The 12,765-nt window shown below is 43.5% G+C and carries 11 protein-coding genes; all 11 read left to right on the top strand.

What is annotated here, in order from left to right; all coding sequences use genetic code 11:
* The first annotated feature begins 101 nt into the window (after positions 1 to 101).
* The 11 genes from VSA01S_RS06055 to cyoD all read left to right on the top strand — a co-directional run bounded on the left by VSA01S_RS06055 (position 102) and on the right by cyoD (position 12,763).
* Entirely contained in the window at positions 102 to 1,313 is a 1,212-nt protein-coding gene (locus VSA01S_RS06055) for a thiolase family protein (protein ID WP_039981995.1), read from the top strand.
* 48 nt (positions 1,314 to 1,361) lie between these two features.
* A complete protein-coding gene (locus VSA01S_RS06050; protein ID WP_039981996.1) occupies positions 1,362 to 2,855 on the top strand; it encodes a CoA-acylating methylmalonate-semialdehyde dehydrogenase in 1,494 nt (497 codons plus the stop codon).
* A 138-nt stretch (positions 2,856 to 2,993) separates the two neighbouring features.
* Positions 2,994 to 4,148, top strand: a complete 1,155-nt coding sequence (locus VSA01S_RS06045) for an acyl-CoA dehydrogenase family protein (RefSeq protein ID WP_039981997.1) — start codon at positions 2,994 to 2,996, stop codon at positions 4,146 to 4,148.
* A gap of 39 nt (positions 4,149 to 4,187) precedes the next feature.
* Positions 4,188 to 4,976 carry an enoyl-CoA hydratase gene (locus VSA01S_RS06040; protein WP_039981998.1) on the top strand — a complete coding sequence of 263 codons (789 nt, stop codon included), beginning with the start codon at positions 4,188 to 4,190 and terminating at the stop codon, positions 4,974 to 4,976.
* Positions 4,977 to 4,985: 9 nt separating this feature from the next.
* On the top strand, positions 4,986 to 6,122 hold the full coding sequence (locus VSA01S_RS06035; RefSeq protein WP_039981999.1) for an enoyl-CoA hydratase/isomerase family protein: 1,137 nt from the start codon (positions 4,986 to 4,988) through the stop codon (positions 6,120 to 6,122).
* A complete protein-coding gene (gene mmsB / locus VSA01S_RS06030; RefSeq protein ID WP_039982000.1) occupies positions 6,122 to 7,027 on the top strand; it encodes a 3-hydroxyisobutyrate dehydrogenase in 906 nt (301 codons plus the stop codon). Before VSA01S_RS06035 ends, mmsB begins: the two co-directional genes overlap by 1 nt.
* Before the next feature lie 74 nt (positions 7,028 to 7,101).
* Entirely contained in the window at positions 7,102 to 7,860 is a 759-nt protein-coding gene (locus tag VSA01S_RS06025; RefSeq protein ID WP_039982001.1) for an SDR family oxidoreductase, read from the top strand.
* A 1,076-nt stretch (positions 7,861 to 8,936) separates the two neighbouring features.
* Positions 8,937 to 9,824, top strand: a complete 888-nt coding sequence (gene cyoA / locus VSA01S_RS06015) for a ubiquinol oxidase subunit II (RefSeq protein ID WP_083932337.1) — start codon at positions 8,937 to 8,939, stop codon at positions 9,822 to 9,824.
* Positions 9,824 to 11,860: a cytochrome o ubiquinol oxidase subunit I gene (cyoB, locus tag VSA01S_RS06010; RefSeq protein ID WP_103021949.1), complete on the top strand. Its 2,037-nt coding sequence runs from the start codon at positions 9,824 to 9,826 to the stop codon at positions 11,858 to 11,860. Before cyoA ends, cyoB begins: the two co-directional genes overlap by 1 nt.
* Positions 11,850 to 12,452 (top strand): cytochrome o ubiquinol oxidase subunit III, encoded by a 603-nt coding sequence (gene cyoC / locus VSA01S_RS06005; RefSeq protein ID WP_039982196.1) that lies wholly within the window; start codon positions 11,850 to 11,852, stop codon positions 12,450 to 12,452. Before cyoB ends, cyoC begins: the two co-directional genes overlap by 11 nt.
* Positions 12,452 to 12,763: a cytochrome o ubiquinol oxidase subunit IV gene (gene cyoD, locus VSA01S_RS06000; protein ID WP_039982194.1), complete on the top strand. Its 312-nt coding sequence runs from the start codon at positions 12,452 to 12,454 to the stop codon at positions 12,761 to 12,763. Before cyoC ends, cyoD begins: the two co-directional genes overlap by 1 nt.
* Positions 12,764 to 12,765 lie beyond the last annotated feature (2 nt).

Raw genomic sequence — 12,765 nt, 5'->3', positions numbered from 1 at the left:
TACGAGTTAGATATTTATGGGTTTGTCATAAATTGAGTCACTAAATAGCTAAGGAAACGTTGAGCAGGGACGTCATCATCAACGTCAATGAGGTCAGTATTATGGAAAATGAAGTATGGATTGTGAGTGCTAAGCGAACCCCGATTGGAAGTTTTCAAGGACAATTGAAGAGTTATTCTGCGCCTGATCTAGGTGCAGTGGCTATTCGGGCAGCAATGGATACTTGTGGTATTGAACAAGTTGATGAAGTCTATATGGGCTGCGTCTTGCCTGCTGGTTGTGGACAAGCACCAGCTCGACAGGCTGCACTAGGAGCAAAGCTGACAGAGAACACGGGCTGTACGACAGTGAATAAAGTCTGTGGCTCTGGCATGAAGAGTGTCATGTTAGCTCATGATCTGATCAAAGCGGGGACCTTACATTGTGCTGTAGCTGGTGGAATGGAAAGCATGACGAATGCGCCGTATCTACTTAAAGAAGCACGTAATGGCATGCGTTTAGGCAATCAAACCACTTACGACCATATGTTTCTTGACGGTCTACAAGATGCTTATGAAGGGCATTTAATGGGTGTTTATGCCCAAAGAGTAGCAGACAGTGAAGCATTCTCACGTCAAGAAATGGATGAGTGGGCAATTCTTTCAGCGACCCGAGCACGTGAAGCTCAAATACAAGGCGCATTTGAGGAGGAAATTGCCCCGATAGAAATCAAAACGCGTCAGGATTCATCTTTAATGGAACACGATGAGCATCCTAATAACATCAAGTTAGACAAAATCCCTCAGCTTAAGCCAGCGTTTGATAAGAATGGTTCAGTGACCGCAGCCAACTCGAGTGCTATTTCTGATGGTGCAGCAGCACTCGTTGTTATGGATGCTGCAAGTGCCCGTAAAAAAGGGCTCACCCCCCTTGCTGTGATTAAAGCGCATACTACCCATGCGAGGATGCCTGCCGAATTTACCATCGCGCCAGTGTTCGCGATCAAAGATTTGCTGTCGACATTGGACTGGTCGATAGACAGTGTGGACCTTTGGGAGATAAACGAGGCGTTTGCTGTTGTGACCCAGATGGCGGTGCGGGAGCTTGGGCTCGATCCTAACAAAGTTAATGTAAAAGGCGGAGCATGCGCGCTTGGGCATCCTATTGGTGCAAGTGGTGCAAGAATTCTGGTCACGTTGATCCACAGTTTACGTCAGCAACAACGCATACAAAAACAGAACGGCTCAAACCAGCCTAAAGCACTACGTGGTGTGGCATCACTGTGTATTGGTGGTGGTGAAGCCACGGCTTTAGCCATTGAAATTCCAGCTTAATTTTTCAATTCGAATGAATGGCTTTTAACTAAATCGATAGGTAAAAATATGACTCATAAAGTTCCTTTATTTCTCGCGGGTGAATTTCAGCAGTCACAATCGTCTGATTGGTTAGACGTGACAAACCCAGCCACCAACGAAACTATTGCTCACCTGCCATGTGCTACTGATGATGAGCTTCAAGTGGCGATTGATCACGCAAAAGAAACCTTCCATAGCTGGAAGAATGTGGCGATATCTGAACGAGCGAGACTGATGTTGCGTTATCAGCATTTGCTCAAAGAACATCATGATGATCTCGCGACCTTGTTGTCCCATGAAACCGGTAAAACCTTTGCAGATGCAAAAGGAGATGTTTGGCGTGGCATCGAAGTTGTTGAGCAAGCAGGTAACATTGCAAGTAACATGATGGGAGAAACGGTAGAAAATGTCGCGACTAATATTGACAGCTACTCGTTAACTCAACCGTTAGGTGTGTGTTGCGGTATCACACCATTTAATTTTCCTGCGATGATTCCATTGTGGATGTTTCCAATTGCCATTGCCAGTGGTAATACATTTGTGTTGAAACCTTCTGAGCAGGTGCCTCTGACGGCGATTCGACTTGCTGAACTGTTTGAACAAGCCGGAGCGCCAAAGGGCGTATTGCAAATCGTTCATGGCCGCAAAGAGCAAGTGGACTTTTTGCTCACTCATCCAGATATTCAGGCAGTCTCTTTTGTTGGTTCTGTGCCTGTTGCTCGCTATATTTACACCACCGCAACGCAAAACTTTAAACGTGTTCAGGCATTTGCAGGCGCAAAAAATCACATGGTAATCATGCCGGATGCGAATAAACAGCAGGTGGTGAATAACTTAGTTGGTGCGTCAGTTGGAGCTGCTGGGCAGCGTTGCATGGCCATTTCAGTGGCTGTTTTTGTCGGCAGTTCCAAACAATGGATCGACGATCTGAAGCATGAAATGGCCAAAGTTCATCCTGGGGCGTGGGACGATGAAAATGCAGCGTACGGTCCATTGATCAATTCACAAGCGAAAGAGCGTGTTCTGGGCTTAATTTCAGAAGGCAAACAGCAAGGTGCAGTTTGTGAGCTTGATGGCAGTCAGTGCAACGTTGAAGGCTTTGAAAATGGTAACTGGGTTGGACCAACGCTGTTCAGTAATGTCACCACTGAAATGTCTATTTACAAGGAAGAAATTTTTGGTCCAGTCTTACTTTGCCTAGAAGTCGACACACTTGAAGAAGCGATTGAGTTAATTAATCGCAACCCATATGGCAACGGCACATCTATTTTCACTGCAAGCGGTGCAGCGGCCAGAAAATATCAACATGAAATTCAAGTAGGGCAAGTCGGGGTTAATGTTCCCATTCCAGTTCCATTACCATTCTTCTCATTTACTGGTTGGAGGGGCAGTTTCTACGGTGATCTGCATGCCTATGGCAAACAAGCGGTCCGTTTCTATACCGAAACAAAAACAGTAACGGCACGTTGGTTCGATGACGATATCCCAAGTGGACCCAATCTGACGATTAACTTGCGTTAAAGCATCATTTTGCGCTGAGCCGTCAGTTTTTTCTAAATCGTTAATTCTTAAGCTATTAACTTTTTAAACAACCGTTTTGCGCAAAGGTTTTTGATGCTTCACTGTCGGCTGTGAAGCATCCAAATATGAGGATTTGATATGGATTTTGAACTCAATGACGAACAACGTATGTTTGCCGATACAGCCCAACAGTTTGCCTTAGATCGTTTAGCACCGATGGCAGCAGAATGGGATGAAAAGCAAATTTTTCCCAAAGACGTGCTGCGTGAAGCGGGAGAATTAGGGTTTCTCAGCCTTTATACACCAGAAGAGCAAGGTGGGCTTGGGTTAAGCCGATTGGATGCCTCAATCATTTTTGAAAAGTTAGCGATGGGCTGTACGTCTACGACCGCTTTTATGACGATCCATAATATGGTGGCCTGGATGATTGCCAGTTTTGCGACACAAGAAGTAAAGCAACAATTCTGTCCTAAGTTGATAACAGGTGAATACCTTGGCTCTTATTGTTTGACCGAACCAAATGCTGGTTCGGACGCGGCATCATTGACCACGTCAGCGACTAAGCAAGGACAAGGCTATGTGCTTAATGGCAGCAAAGCCTTTATTTCTGGCGCTGGTGACACCGAAGTTTTAGTGGTGATGGCTAGAACTGGAGAGGCGGGGGCAAAAGGTGTGTCGGCCTTTGTTGTCCCTGCTGATAGTGAAGGAGTGAGTTATGGCAGAAAAGAGCCAAAAATGGGTTGGAATAGTCAACCCACACGCAGTGTGACTTTTGATAAGGTGTGGATTCCTCAAAGCCATTTACTCGGAGAAGAAGGGCAAGGTTTTTTCTTTGCTATGAAGGGCTTAGATGGTGGCCGCATCAATATCGCTACTTGCTCGGTAGGGACGGCTCAACAAGCACTTGACCAAGCTACTCAGTACATGCAAGAGCGTAAGCAATTTGGTCAATCTCTCGCTCAATTCCAAGCCTTGCAATTTAAGTTAGCGGATATGGCGACGGAATTAGTCGCGGCTCGTCAGCTTGTGCGTTATGCCGCCAGTAAATTGGATAAACAAAACCCAGATGCTTCGGCTTATTGTGCGATGGCGAAGCGTTTTGCAACGGATATTGGTTTTCAAGTCTGTGACCAAGCATTACAACTGCATGGTGGTTATGGCTACATCAAAGAGTATCCGATGGAAAGACACTTCCGAGATGTCAGGGTTCATCAGATTTTAGAAGGAACCAACGAGATCATGCGCTTGATTATTGCTCGTCGGCTGTTATCTGAAGAATCTGCTTTGCACTGATCACTTTGCTATTACTGTTACCGAAAAAGGACTCACACTATGTCATCAACTGAAAACGCCTGTATCGAATACGTTATTAGTAATCACGTCGCAGTCGTGACCATGAACAATCCGCCAGCTAATACTTGGACTGTAGAAAGCTTAACGGCTTTAAAAGCGCTAGTACTTGACCTGAATGAAAATAAAAATATATACGCTTTAGTGCTTACAGGAGCAGGAGATAAATTCTTCTCAGCGGGTGCTGACCTTAAGCTTTTTGCTGACGGTGATAAAGCCGTTGCACTTAAAATGGCACGCTTATTTGGTGAAGCGTTTGAGACACTTTCTTCTTTTAGAGGTGTATCGATTGCAGCCGTTAACGGTTATGCCATGGGAGGGGGGCTTGAAGTCGCTTTAGCGTGTGATATCCGAGTTGCAGAAGAACAAGCCGTCATGGCATTGCCTGAGGCAAAAGTAGGACTACTTCCTTGTGCCGGGGGAACACAAAATCTGACGGCATTGGTCGGAGAAGGGTGGGCGAAAAGAATCATCCTGTGTGGAGAAAAAATAGGTGCCGCGAAAGCATGTGAGTTAGGTTTGGTGGAAGAGGTTGTGCCTAAAGGAGAGTCGTTGAATCAAGCTTTGGCTCTCGCTGAGTCCGTTGCGAATCAGTCACCTTCTTCAGTCAGTGCATGCAAGGTTTTGATTCAAAATATGCGTACGTCCCCTCTGTCTCATGGTTTGATCAGAGAGCGTGAGTTATTTGTGAATTTATTTGATACCGAAGATCAAACCGAAGGTGTGCGTGCATTTTTAGAAAAACGCCAACCCCAGTGGAAGAACCAATAGAGGTGAAGTATGACAGATAAAGTAACGTTCTCAGAGCAAGAATGCGCAAACGGGCTGAATCGAATAGGGATTGCGACCTTAGATAATGTGGCTTCACTTAATGCTTTAACTTTCAACATGCTGAAGAAGCTCAACAACCAGTTGATTCAATGGCAAGAGGATCCCAGCATTGTGTGTGTCATTCTCAAAGGGGAAGGCGAGAAGGCGTTCTGTGCTGGGGGGGATGTTAGAACCATGTATCACGTCATGCACGAGCATGACAAGCAAGCTACTGCTAAGTTCTGTACCGACTACTTTGCATTGGAATATGCTTGTGATTATCTCATTCATACCTACAAGAAGCCAATTATAGGTTGGGGAGAAGGCATTGTGATGGGTGGGGGTATGGGGCTGTTTATGGGGACAAGCCATAAAGTTGTTACACCTAAATCTCGCTTAGCCATGCCAGAGATTAATATTGGTTTGTATCCGGATGTCGGTGGTACTTGGTTCTTGAGCAGCATTGATCCCGAGGTGGGATTATTTCTCGGTTTAACCGGAGCAATAGTGAATTCAAGTGACGCTGTCACAATTGGCCTAGCACAATGGATGCTACTGGTAGAGCAATTTCCTATTTTAGTTGAAGAACTGACAAGAGTGGATTGGAGTTCCGCAGATGCGCATTCTTTGGTCAGTGCTTTATTACAGCTTCTCCAGGAGCAAGTTGTCGACAATAAGCCACTTGCACAACTAGCGCCCTATCTCGGTGAGATAAAACAAGTATGTCAAGGCGATGATCTCAATCTGATTGCTGAACGGATCCAAGGTTTAAAAGGGGACAGTGATTGGTTAGAAGCCGCAAAACAGTCGTTTGTCTCTGGCAGTCCGATTACCGCACATATTTGCTTCCGTCAGGTGAAGGATTACCACCACTTATCTCTTGCTGATTGCTTCCGTCTAGAACTTTCTTTGTCAGTACGCAGTGCCTTGCTCGGTGAGTTTGAGGAAGGAGTAAGAGCAAGACTGATCGATAAAGATGGTCAACCCAAGTGGATGTTCAATAACGTGAGTGAGGTTGATCAAATGGTCATTGATACCTTGTTCTCCTCATTGTGGACAGAGCATGAACACCCGCTAGCAAACTTAGGAAAAGAAGGAAAACTATAATGAGCACAGTGGCATTTATTGGTTTAGGGAATATGGGTAGCCCAATGGCACAGAATCTATTAGCTTCTGGGTTAAAAGTTAATGTTTTTGATTTAAACAGAGACGCTGCGAAGCAACTCGAACGGTTTGGTGCAATTGCTGCTGAAACTATCGATATGGCAATAGAAGGGGCAGGCACGGTCATTACGATGTTACCTGCTGGAGAGCATGTTCGGTCGGTCTATTTTGGTGCTGGGGAAGGTAACTTAGGATTGTTGGATAAAGTACCGGAGAAAACGGTTTTAATTGATTGTTCAACCATCGATCCAGACACTGCCCGAAAGGTTGCTCAAAAAGCAGAAAGCAAACAATTACTCTTTGTTGATGCACCTGTTTCTGGAGGGGTTGCAGGCGCTAAAGCGGGCACTTTAACTTTCATTGTTGGCGGCAATAATGAAGCGTTTTCTAAAGCTAATGCTATTTTGCAGTACATGGGGAAAAATGTTTTTCATGCAGGTAAGGCAGGCGATGGTCAAATGGCCAAAATATGCAATAACTTAATGCTCGGTATCCTCATGTCAGGTACCTGTGAAGCCTTAAACCTCGGTATTGATCATGGCTTGGACCCAAAGGTGCTAGCCAATATTATGCTGCAAAGCTCGGGCAGAAACTGGGCTTTGGAATTGTATAACCCTTGTCCTGGCATTATGGAAAATGCTCCCGCAAGTCACCACTACCAGCCCGGATTTATGAGCAAGTTGATGCTAAAAGATCTGGGCTTAGGAATGGAAGCCGCGATGCAAACCCAATCGTCAGTGCCTATGGGAGCTCTAGCGCGGAATTTGTATGCCTTACACAATTCTAATGGTCATGGTGAGTTGGACTTCTCTAGTTTATTTGAATTCTACAAGCATCAAAACGGTTAAAGAAACGATGTTGACTTTTGAACTCAGCTTAAATCAATTGAATAGTAGGTATAGATGATGGATTGGAGGTACAGATGGAGTTAAAAAATAGCGTCGTCGCGATCACAGGAGCAGGGCAAGGGTTAGGGCAGACCATGGCGATAAGCTTGGCTCAAGCTGGTGCAAAGCTCGCTTTGATCGATATTAATGCTTCAACACTTGCACAGACCCAGCAGCAATGCCATAGCTTGAACACCCAATGTGAAATTTATCAATTGGACGTCACCAATGAAGCGGAAGTTGAGGCGGCTTTTGATAAAATAATCAAAGATTTTGGTTGTTTAAATGGACTCGTCAATAGTGCAGGTGTTTTACGTGATGGGTTGTTAGTTAAAGTAAAAGACGGTCATGTTACTAAGATGCCACTTGAACAATTTGAAATGGTCATGAATATCAATGTGACAGGGACGTTTCTATGTGGCCGTGAAGCAGCGGTTAAGATGATCGAAACCGGGTCGCAAGGAGTGATCATCAATATATCCAGCGTTGCTCGCTCTGGCAATATGGGACAAACTAACTACTCGGCTTCCAAAGCTGCGGTTGCGACCATGGCTACAACATGGGCACGAGAGTTATCTCGTTATGGTATTCGTGCTGCTGCGGTCGCTCCTGGGGTTATTCGTACGGCCATGACAGATCAGATGAAACCAGAAGCGATAGAACGTTTAAACACTATGATTCCTGTTGGACGTTTGGGCCAAGCTAATGAAATTGCACAATCAGTCAAGTATATCTTTGAAAATGATTACTTTACAGGGAGAGTATTAGAAGTGGATGGTGGTATCCGAATGTAAAAAATGATACCTAAGTGTCTTCAAGCATCTTGAGTTCACTTGGGTATCGAATTTCTATTAGAGAAATTTAGAGTAATCATCAGCAGATTGAGCACTTGTTACCTTGTAACGTTTGATTCTCATTTTGTTTGGTTCATGATCCTGATTGATTGAAATTGCTTTTTCTTTCAGATCAGAACCAAATCATTTTTTATGTTATATACCCAAGTAACCTCAAGATGCTGCGTTCAGCGAGGTGACCTTAACTCTCAGACGCGGCAACGATTCGAAGATATAGTGGCTCTACATTGAGAATCGTTAACAAAGTCTGAGAGTTAAGGACACTCGCCCTTTGGGAGCGTGTCACTGAGTCGACTTCTTGCGTCAGACAACTTGGAAAGAGCCTGCTATTCCGCTTCGTTGTCTTCCTTGAATTCGACTCAGTGACCTCGCTCTGAATCGAGCATCTTGAAGTCACTTGGGTATACCCCTCTCCTTATTAAGCCAATATCACCAAGAATAATGACACTTTGAAGAAGTGATTGGTATGCCATCGTATTGCTTATCATGATATGTACACTTCTGTAAATTGTCAGTAGAAAACGTATAATTTATAAGAAGTAGAGCAATTCAAACTACATTGGCTTCTATATATATCTTTTGTGATTATCATCATAATTTATTAAATTAACACTATCTAATTTATATGTTTGTAATAGGTAAAGTTAATGAGATAGGGAGTTAAGTGGCAACTTAATAAAAGTGTATATAAATTAATAATTTATCTATTTTTCTTATCTTTTATCGTTATGTTTATTACTCTAATTATCTGAAATTGATAGCTAAAAATGAAACCTTAGTTTCCAGTTATGAGTAGTGAGCTTTGCGTTAGCACTCATCATAATGCTTCGATTGTAACAATACATTTTATAGCGTAACAAAATATACATATTAATAATGGGGTTTTTACCTCACGTTAAACAAATGGAGTTTTGCTAGAGGCGTACTGTTACAGTTGTTAAAACAAATATTCTAATGACCAAAGACAACCAATTTCAGGGTTTTACTCTGATGTTGGCTAACCATCGAGAAAGTTAATGGAAGCTTCAAGATACAAGCGCATCTTGGCGAGTATAAGTATGGTGGGAACCACGCTAATGCTTGCAGGGTGCAACTCTGCTCTACTTGATCCGAAAGGTAGCATTGGTGTTCAGGAAAAAGAACTGATTATTACGGCTCTTTTGCTGATGCTGATTGTCGTTATTCCCGTCATACTAATGACAGTTTATTTCGCCTATCGTTACCGTGAGACCAATACGGATGAAGAATATGCTCCTGAGTGGGCGCATTCGACCAAGATCGAAATTGTGGTTTGGACTATCCCAATTATCATCATTGCGATTCTTGCTACCATCACATGGCGTTCTACTCATGAACTAGAGCCATCAAAGCCGATTGAGAGTGATGTTAAACCGATAACAATCGAAGTCGTATCACTTGATTGGAAGTGGTTATTTATCTATCCAGAAGAAAATATTGCAACAGTAAACTACGTTGCATTTCCGAAGGATGTGCCAGTTTCATTTAGACTGACTTCAGACAACATCATGAATGCATTCTTTATTCCGCGTCTTGGTAGTCAGATATATGCAATGCCAGGTATGGTTACCAAGCTAAACTTGATTGCAAATCATACTGGTGAATTCAGAGGTTTTGCCTCCAATTTCAGTGGAAAAGGCTTCTCACAAATGAAATTTACGGCGGCAGCGCTAGAAGATCGCACGGCATTCTTGAATTGGGTTCAAGAAGTTAAATCCAGTCCAGATCAAATTGAAGACTGGGAACAGTTCCGCACACTTGCCGAGCCAAGTATTGCTGCGCCTGTGACTTTCTTCTCTAGTGTTCCCCCATTTTTGTTCACTGACGTTGTGACCCAGCATCCAGGTTCAATGAACTGTTTGCCGGAAAATCTAGGAAAATCGTAATGTTTGGAAGATTAACACTTGATTCAATTCCTTTCCACGAACCGATAATTATCATCACGCTAGCTGTAGCTGCATTGATCGGTTTGGCTGTGGTTACTGCAGTAACCAAAGCTGGAAAATGGCAATATCTATGGAATGAATGGTTTACTTCTGTAGACCACAAAAAGCTAGGATTTATGTACATCGCTGTTGCCATGGTGATGTTAATTCGTGGTTTCGCCGATGCAGTAATGATGCGAAGTCAACAGTTACTTTCTGCTGCTGGTGAGCCTGGCTATTTGCCTCCACATCACTACGATCAGATCTTTACTGCCCACGGCGTAATTATGATCTTTTTCGTGGCGATGCCACTGGTTATTGGTCTGATGAACATCATTGTACCGCTTCAAATCGGTGCTCGTGATGTTGCTTTCCCATACCTCAATAATCTAAGCTTCTGGCTGTTTGTTGTTGGTGTTATTTTAACTAACATGTCTCTAGGCTTAGGTGAGTTTGGTCAAACAGGTTGGTTAGCATATCCACCATTGTCAGGCATCGAGGCAAGTCCTGGGGTCGGGGTCGACTATTGGATCTGGGCATTACAGATCTCAGGTGTCGGTACCACACTTACAGGTGTAAACTTCTTCGTTACTATTTTGCGCATGCGTACTCCGTCTATGCCAATGATGAAGATGCCAGTTTTCACTTGGGCCTCTTTGTGTGCAAATATCCTAATTATTATTTCTTTCCCAATTCTGACGGTAACGATCGCGCTATTAACGCTTGATCGATACCTTGGCATGCACTTCTTTACCAACGATCTTGGTGGTAACGTAATGATGTATGTCAACCTAATTTGGGCTTGGGGCCACCCAGAAGTATACATTCTTGTTTTACCGATCTTTGGTGTGTTCTCTGAAGTTACGGCAACCTTCTCGCGTAAGAAACTGTTTGGTTATGTTTCTCTTGTTTGGGCAACCATTGTAATTACGATTTTGGCTTTCATTGTATGGCTGCATCACTTCTTTACCATGGGGTCAGGTGCGAACGTTAACGCCTTCTTCGGAATAGCGACAATGATTATCTCAATTCCAACCGGGGTTAAGATTTTCAACTGGCTATTTACTATGTACAAAGGCCGAATTCGCTTTACTACACCAATGATGTGGACAGTCGGCTTTTTGATTACCTTCACAGTTGGAGGTATGACTGGTGTACTAATGGCTGTTCCAGGTGCAGACTTTGTTCTACATAACTCTGTATTCTTGATTGCACACTTCCATAACGTAATTATCGGTGGTGTTGTATTTGGCTGTTTTGCTGCACTGACTTACTGGTTCCCTAAGGCGACTGGCTTCACAATGAACGAAAAGTGGGGCGTACGTGCTTTCTATTGTTGGATTGTTGGTTTCCTAATGGCCTTCCTTCCACTCTACGCGCTTGGCTTTATGGGTATGACTCGTCGTATCAGCCAAGATATTAACCCTGAGTTCTTCCCATACCTTGCAGTGGCTGCTGCTGGTACTGCTGTGATCGCTCTAGGTGTATTGTGTCAATTCATTCAGATTTACGTAAGTGTTCGCGATCGTGAGCAAAACCGTGATCTTACTGGTGACCCATGGGGTGGACGCACTCTTGAGTGGGCGACATCTTCACCACCACCATTCTACAACTTTGCTCATTTACCAAAAGGTGATGAAGTGGATGCGTTCTGGTACCAAAAACAACGTGGTGAGTTTGATCCAAGCAAAGAAGTGGAATACGAACGTATCCACATGCCTAAGAATACCCCAACAGGTATCTATGTATCTGCATTATCTCTAGTATTCGGTTTCGCGATGATTTGGTACATCTGGTGGTTAGCGGCTGCGAGCTTTGTTGGTATGGTCGTTATGTGTATTAAACATAGCTACAATGATGACGTTGATTACTATGTAGAAGTTGAAGAAATCAAAGCAATTGAAGCAGAGCGTCGCGCTCAGCTTGAAGAAGCTAAGAAAAATTCAGCCAAATCTGATGATAAAAAAGAAGAGCTGGAGGCGACTTATGCAAACTAATGCTGCCACCCACAGTCATGATGATCATCACCATGACACAGCTGGTAACAAATTATTTGGTTTCTGGGTGTATCTAATGAGCGATTGTGTGTTGTTCGCAACACTATTCGCGACTTATGCAGTACTGCAAAGTGGTTCAATTTCTGGGCCTACTGGTAAAGATATCTTTGAACTGCCTTTCGTATTTGCTGAAACAATGTTACTGCTTTTCAGTAGTATTACTTTCGGCTTTGGTATGATCGCTATGAAGCGTAATGATGTTCCGGCATTAAAACGCTGGTTGCAAATTACTTTCTTATTGGGTCTTGGTTTTATCTGTATGGAAGTGTATGAATTCCATCATTTAATTGAGCATGGTAACGGCCCTCAAGAAAGTGCTTTCTTATCTGCGTTCTTTACTCTGGTAGGTACGCACGGTTTGCACGTTACGTTTGGCCTGATTTGGTTAGCGGTTTGTTACCATCAGCTATCAACTAAAGGTCTGAATGAAAACATGTCAATGCGTTTCCAGTGTCTTAGCCTCTTCTGGCACTTCCTAGACATTGTTTGGATCTGCGTATTTACAATAGTGTACTTATTGGGGGTTATGTAATGGGACAACATCTAGATACAGGTGCTTCTGATTACGTTAAAGGTTTTATTGCGTCTTTGATTCTGACCGTCATACCTTTCTATTGTGTGTGGGCAAAGGCATTACCAGAAGCGGCAACGTATGTTGTGCTTTTTGGTTGTGCTCTCGTTCAAATCTTTGTGCATTTTAAATACTTCTTGCACATGGAGCTTAAGACAGACGATGGCCGCTGGAACTTTGTGTCACTCATGTTCACTGCAATTGTTGTATTAATTCTGATCGCTGGTTCGGTCTGGATTATTTACAACATGACTGTCAATATGAAGCTGTAGGC

Source organism: Vibrio sagamiensis NBRC 104589, from assembly GCF_007990935.1.
In the GTDB taxonomy this organism is placed as follows: domain Bacteria; phylum Pseudomonadota; class Gammaproteobacteria; order Enterobacterales; family Vibrionaceae; genus Vibrio; species Vibrio sagamiensis.
Note: the sequence above shows the minus strand (reverse complement) of the source record. Positions and strands in the feature narration are given on the sequence as shown.

What these genes read in the sequence shown, in the direction of transcription:
- VSA01S_RS06050 (WP_039981996.1), top strand. Translation starts at nt 1,362, where the DNA reads ATGACTCATAAAGTTCCTTTATTTCTCGCGGGTGAATTTCAGCAGTCA.
- VSA01S_RS06035 (WP_039981999.1), top strand. Translation starts at nt 4,986, where the DNA reads ATGACAGATAAAGTAACGTTCTCAGAGCAAGAATGCGCAAACGGGCTG.
- cyoB (WP_103021949.1), top strand. Translation starts at nt 9,824, where the DNA reads ATGTTTGGAAGATTAACACTTGATTCAATTCCTTTCCACGAACCGATA.
- VSA01S_RS06045 (WP_039981997.1), top strand. Translation starts at nt 2,994, where the DNA reads ATGGATTTTGAACTCAATGACGAACAACGTATGTTTGCCGATACAGCC.
- VSA01S_RS06055 (WP_039981995.1), top strand. Translation starts at nt 102, where the DNA reads ATGGAAAATGAAGTATGGATTGTGAGTGCTAAGCGAACCCCGATTGGA.
- VSA01S_RS06040 (WP_039981998.1), top strand. Translation starts at nt 4,188, where the DNA reads ATGTCATCAACTGAAAACGCCTGTATCGAATACGTTATTAGTAATCAC.
- cyoA (WP_083932337.1), top strand. Translation starts at nt 8,937, where the DNA reads ATGGAAGCTTCAAGATACAAGCGCATCTTGGCGAGTATAAGTATGGTG.
- cyoD (WP_039982194.1), top strand. Translation starts at nt 12,452, where the DNA reads ATGGGACAACATCTAGATACAGGTGCTTCTGATTACGTTAAAGGTTTT.
- cyoC (WP_039982196.1), top strand. Translation starts at nt 11,850, where the DNA reads ATGCAAACTAATGCTGCCACCCACAGTCATGATGATCATCACCATGAC.
- mmsB (WP_039982000.1), top strand. Translation starts at nt 6,122, where the DNA reads ATGAGCACAGTGGCATTTATTGGTTTAGGGAATATGGGTAGCCCAATG.
- VSA01S_RS06025 (WP_039982001.1), top strand. Translation starts at nt 7,102, where the DNA reads ATGGAGTTAAAAAATAGCGTCGTCGCGATCACAGGAGCAGGGCAAGGG.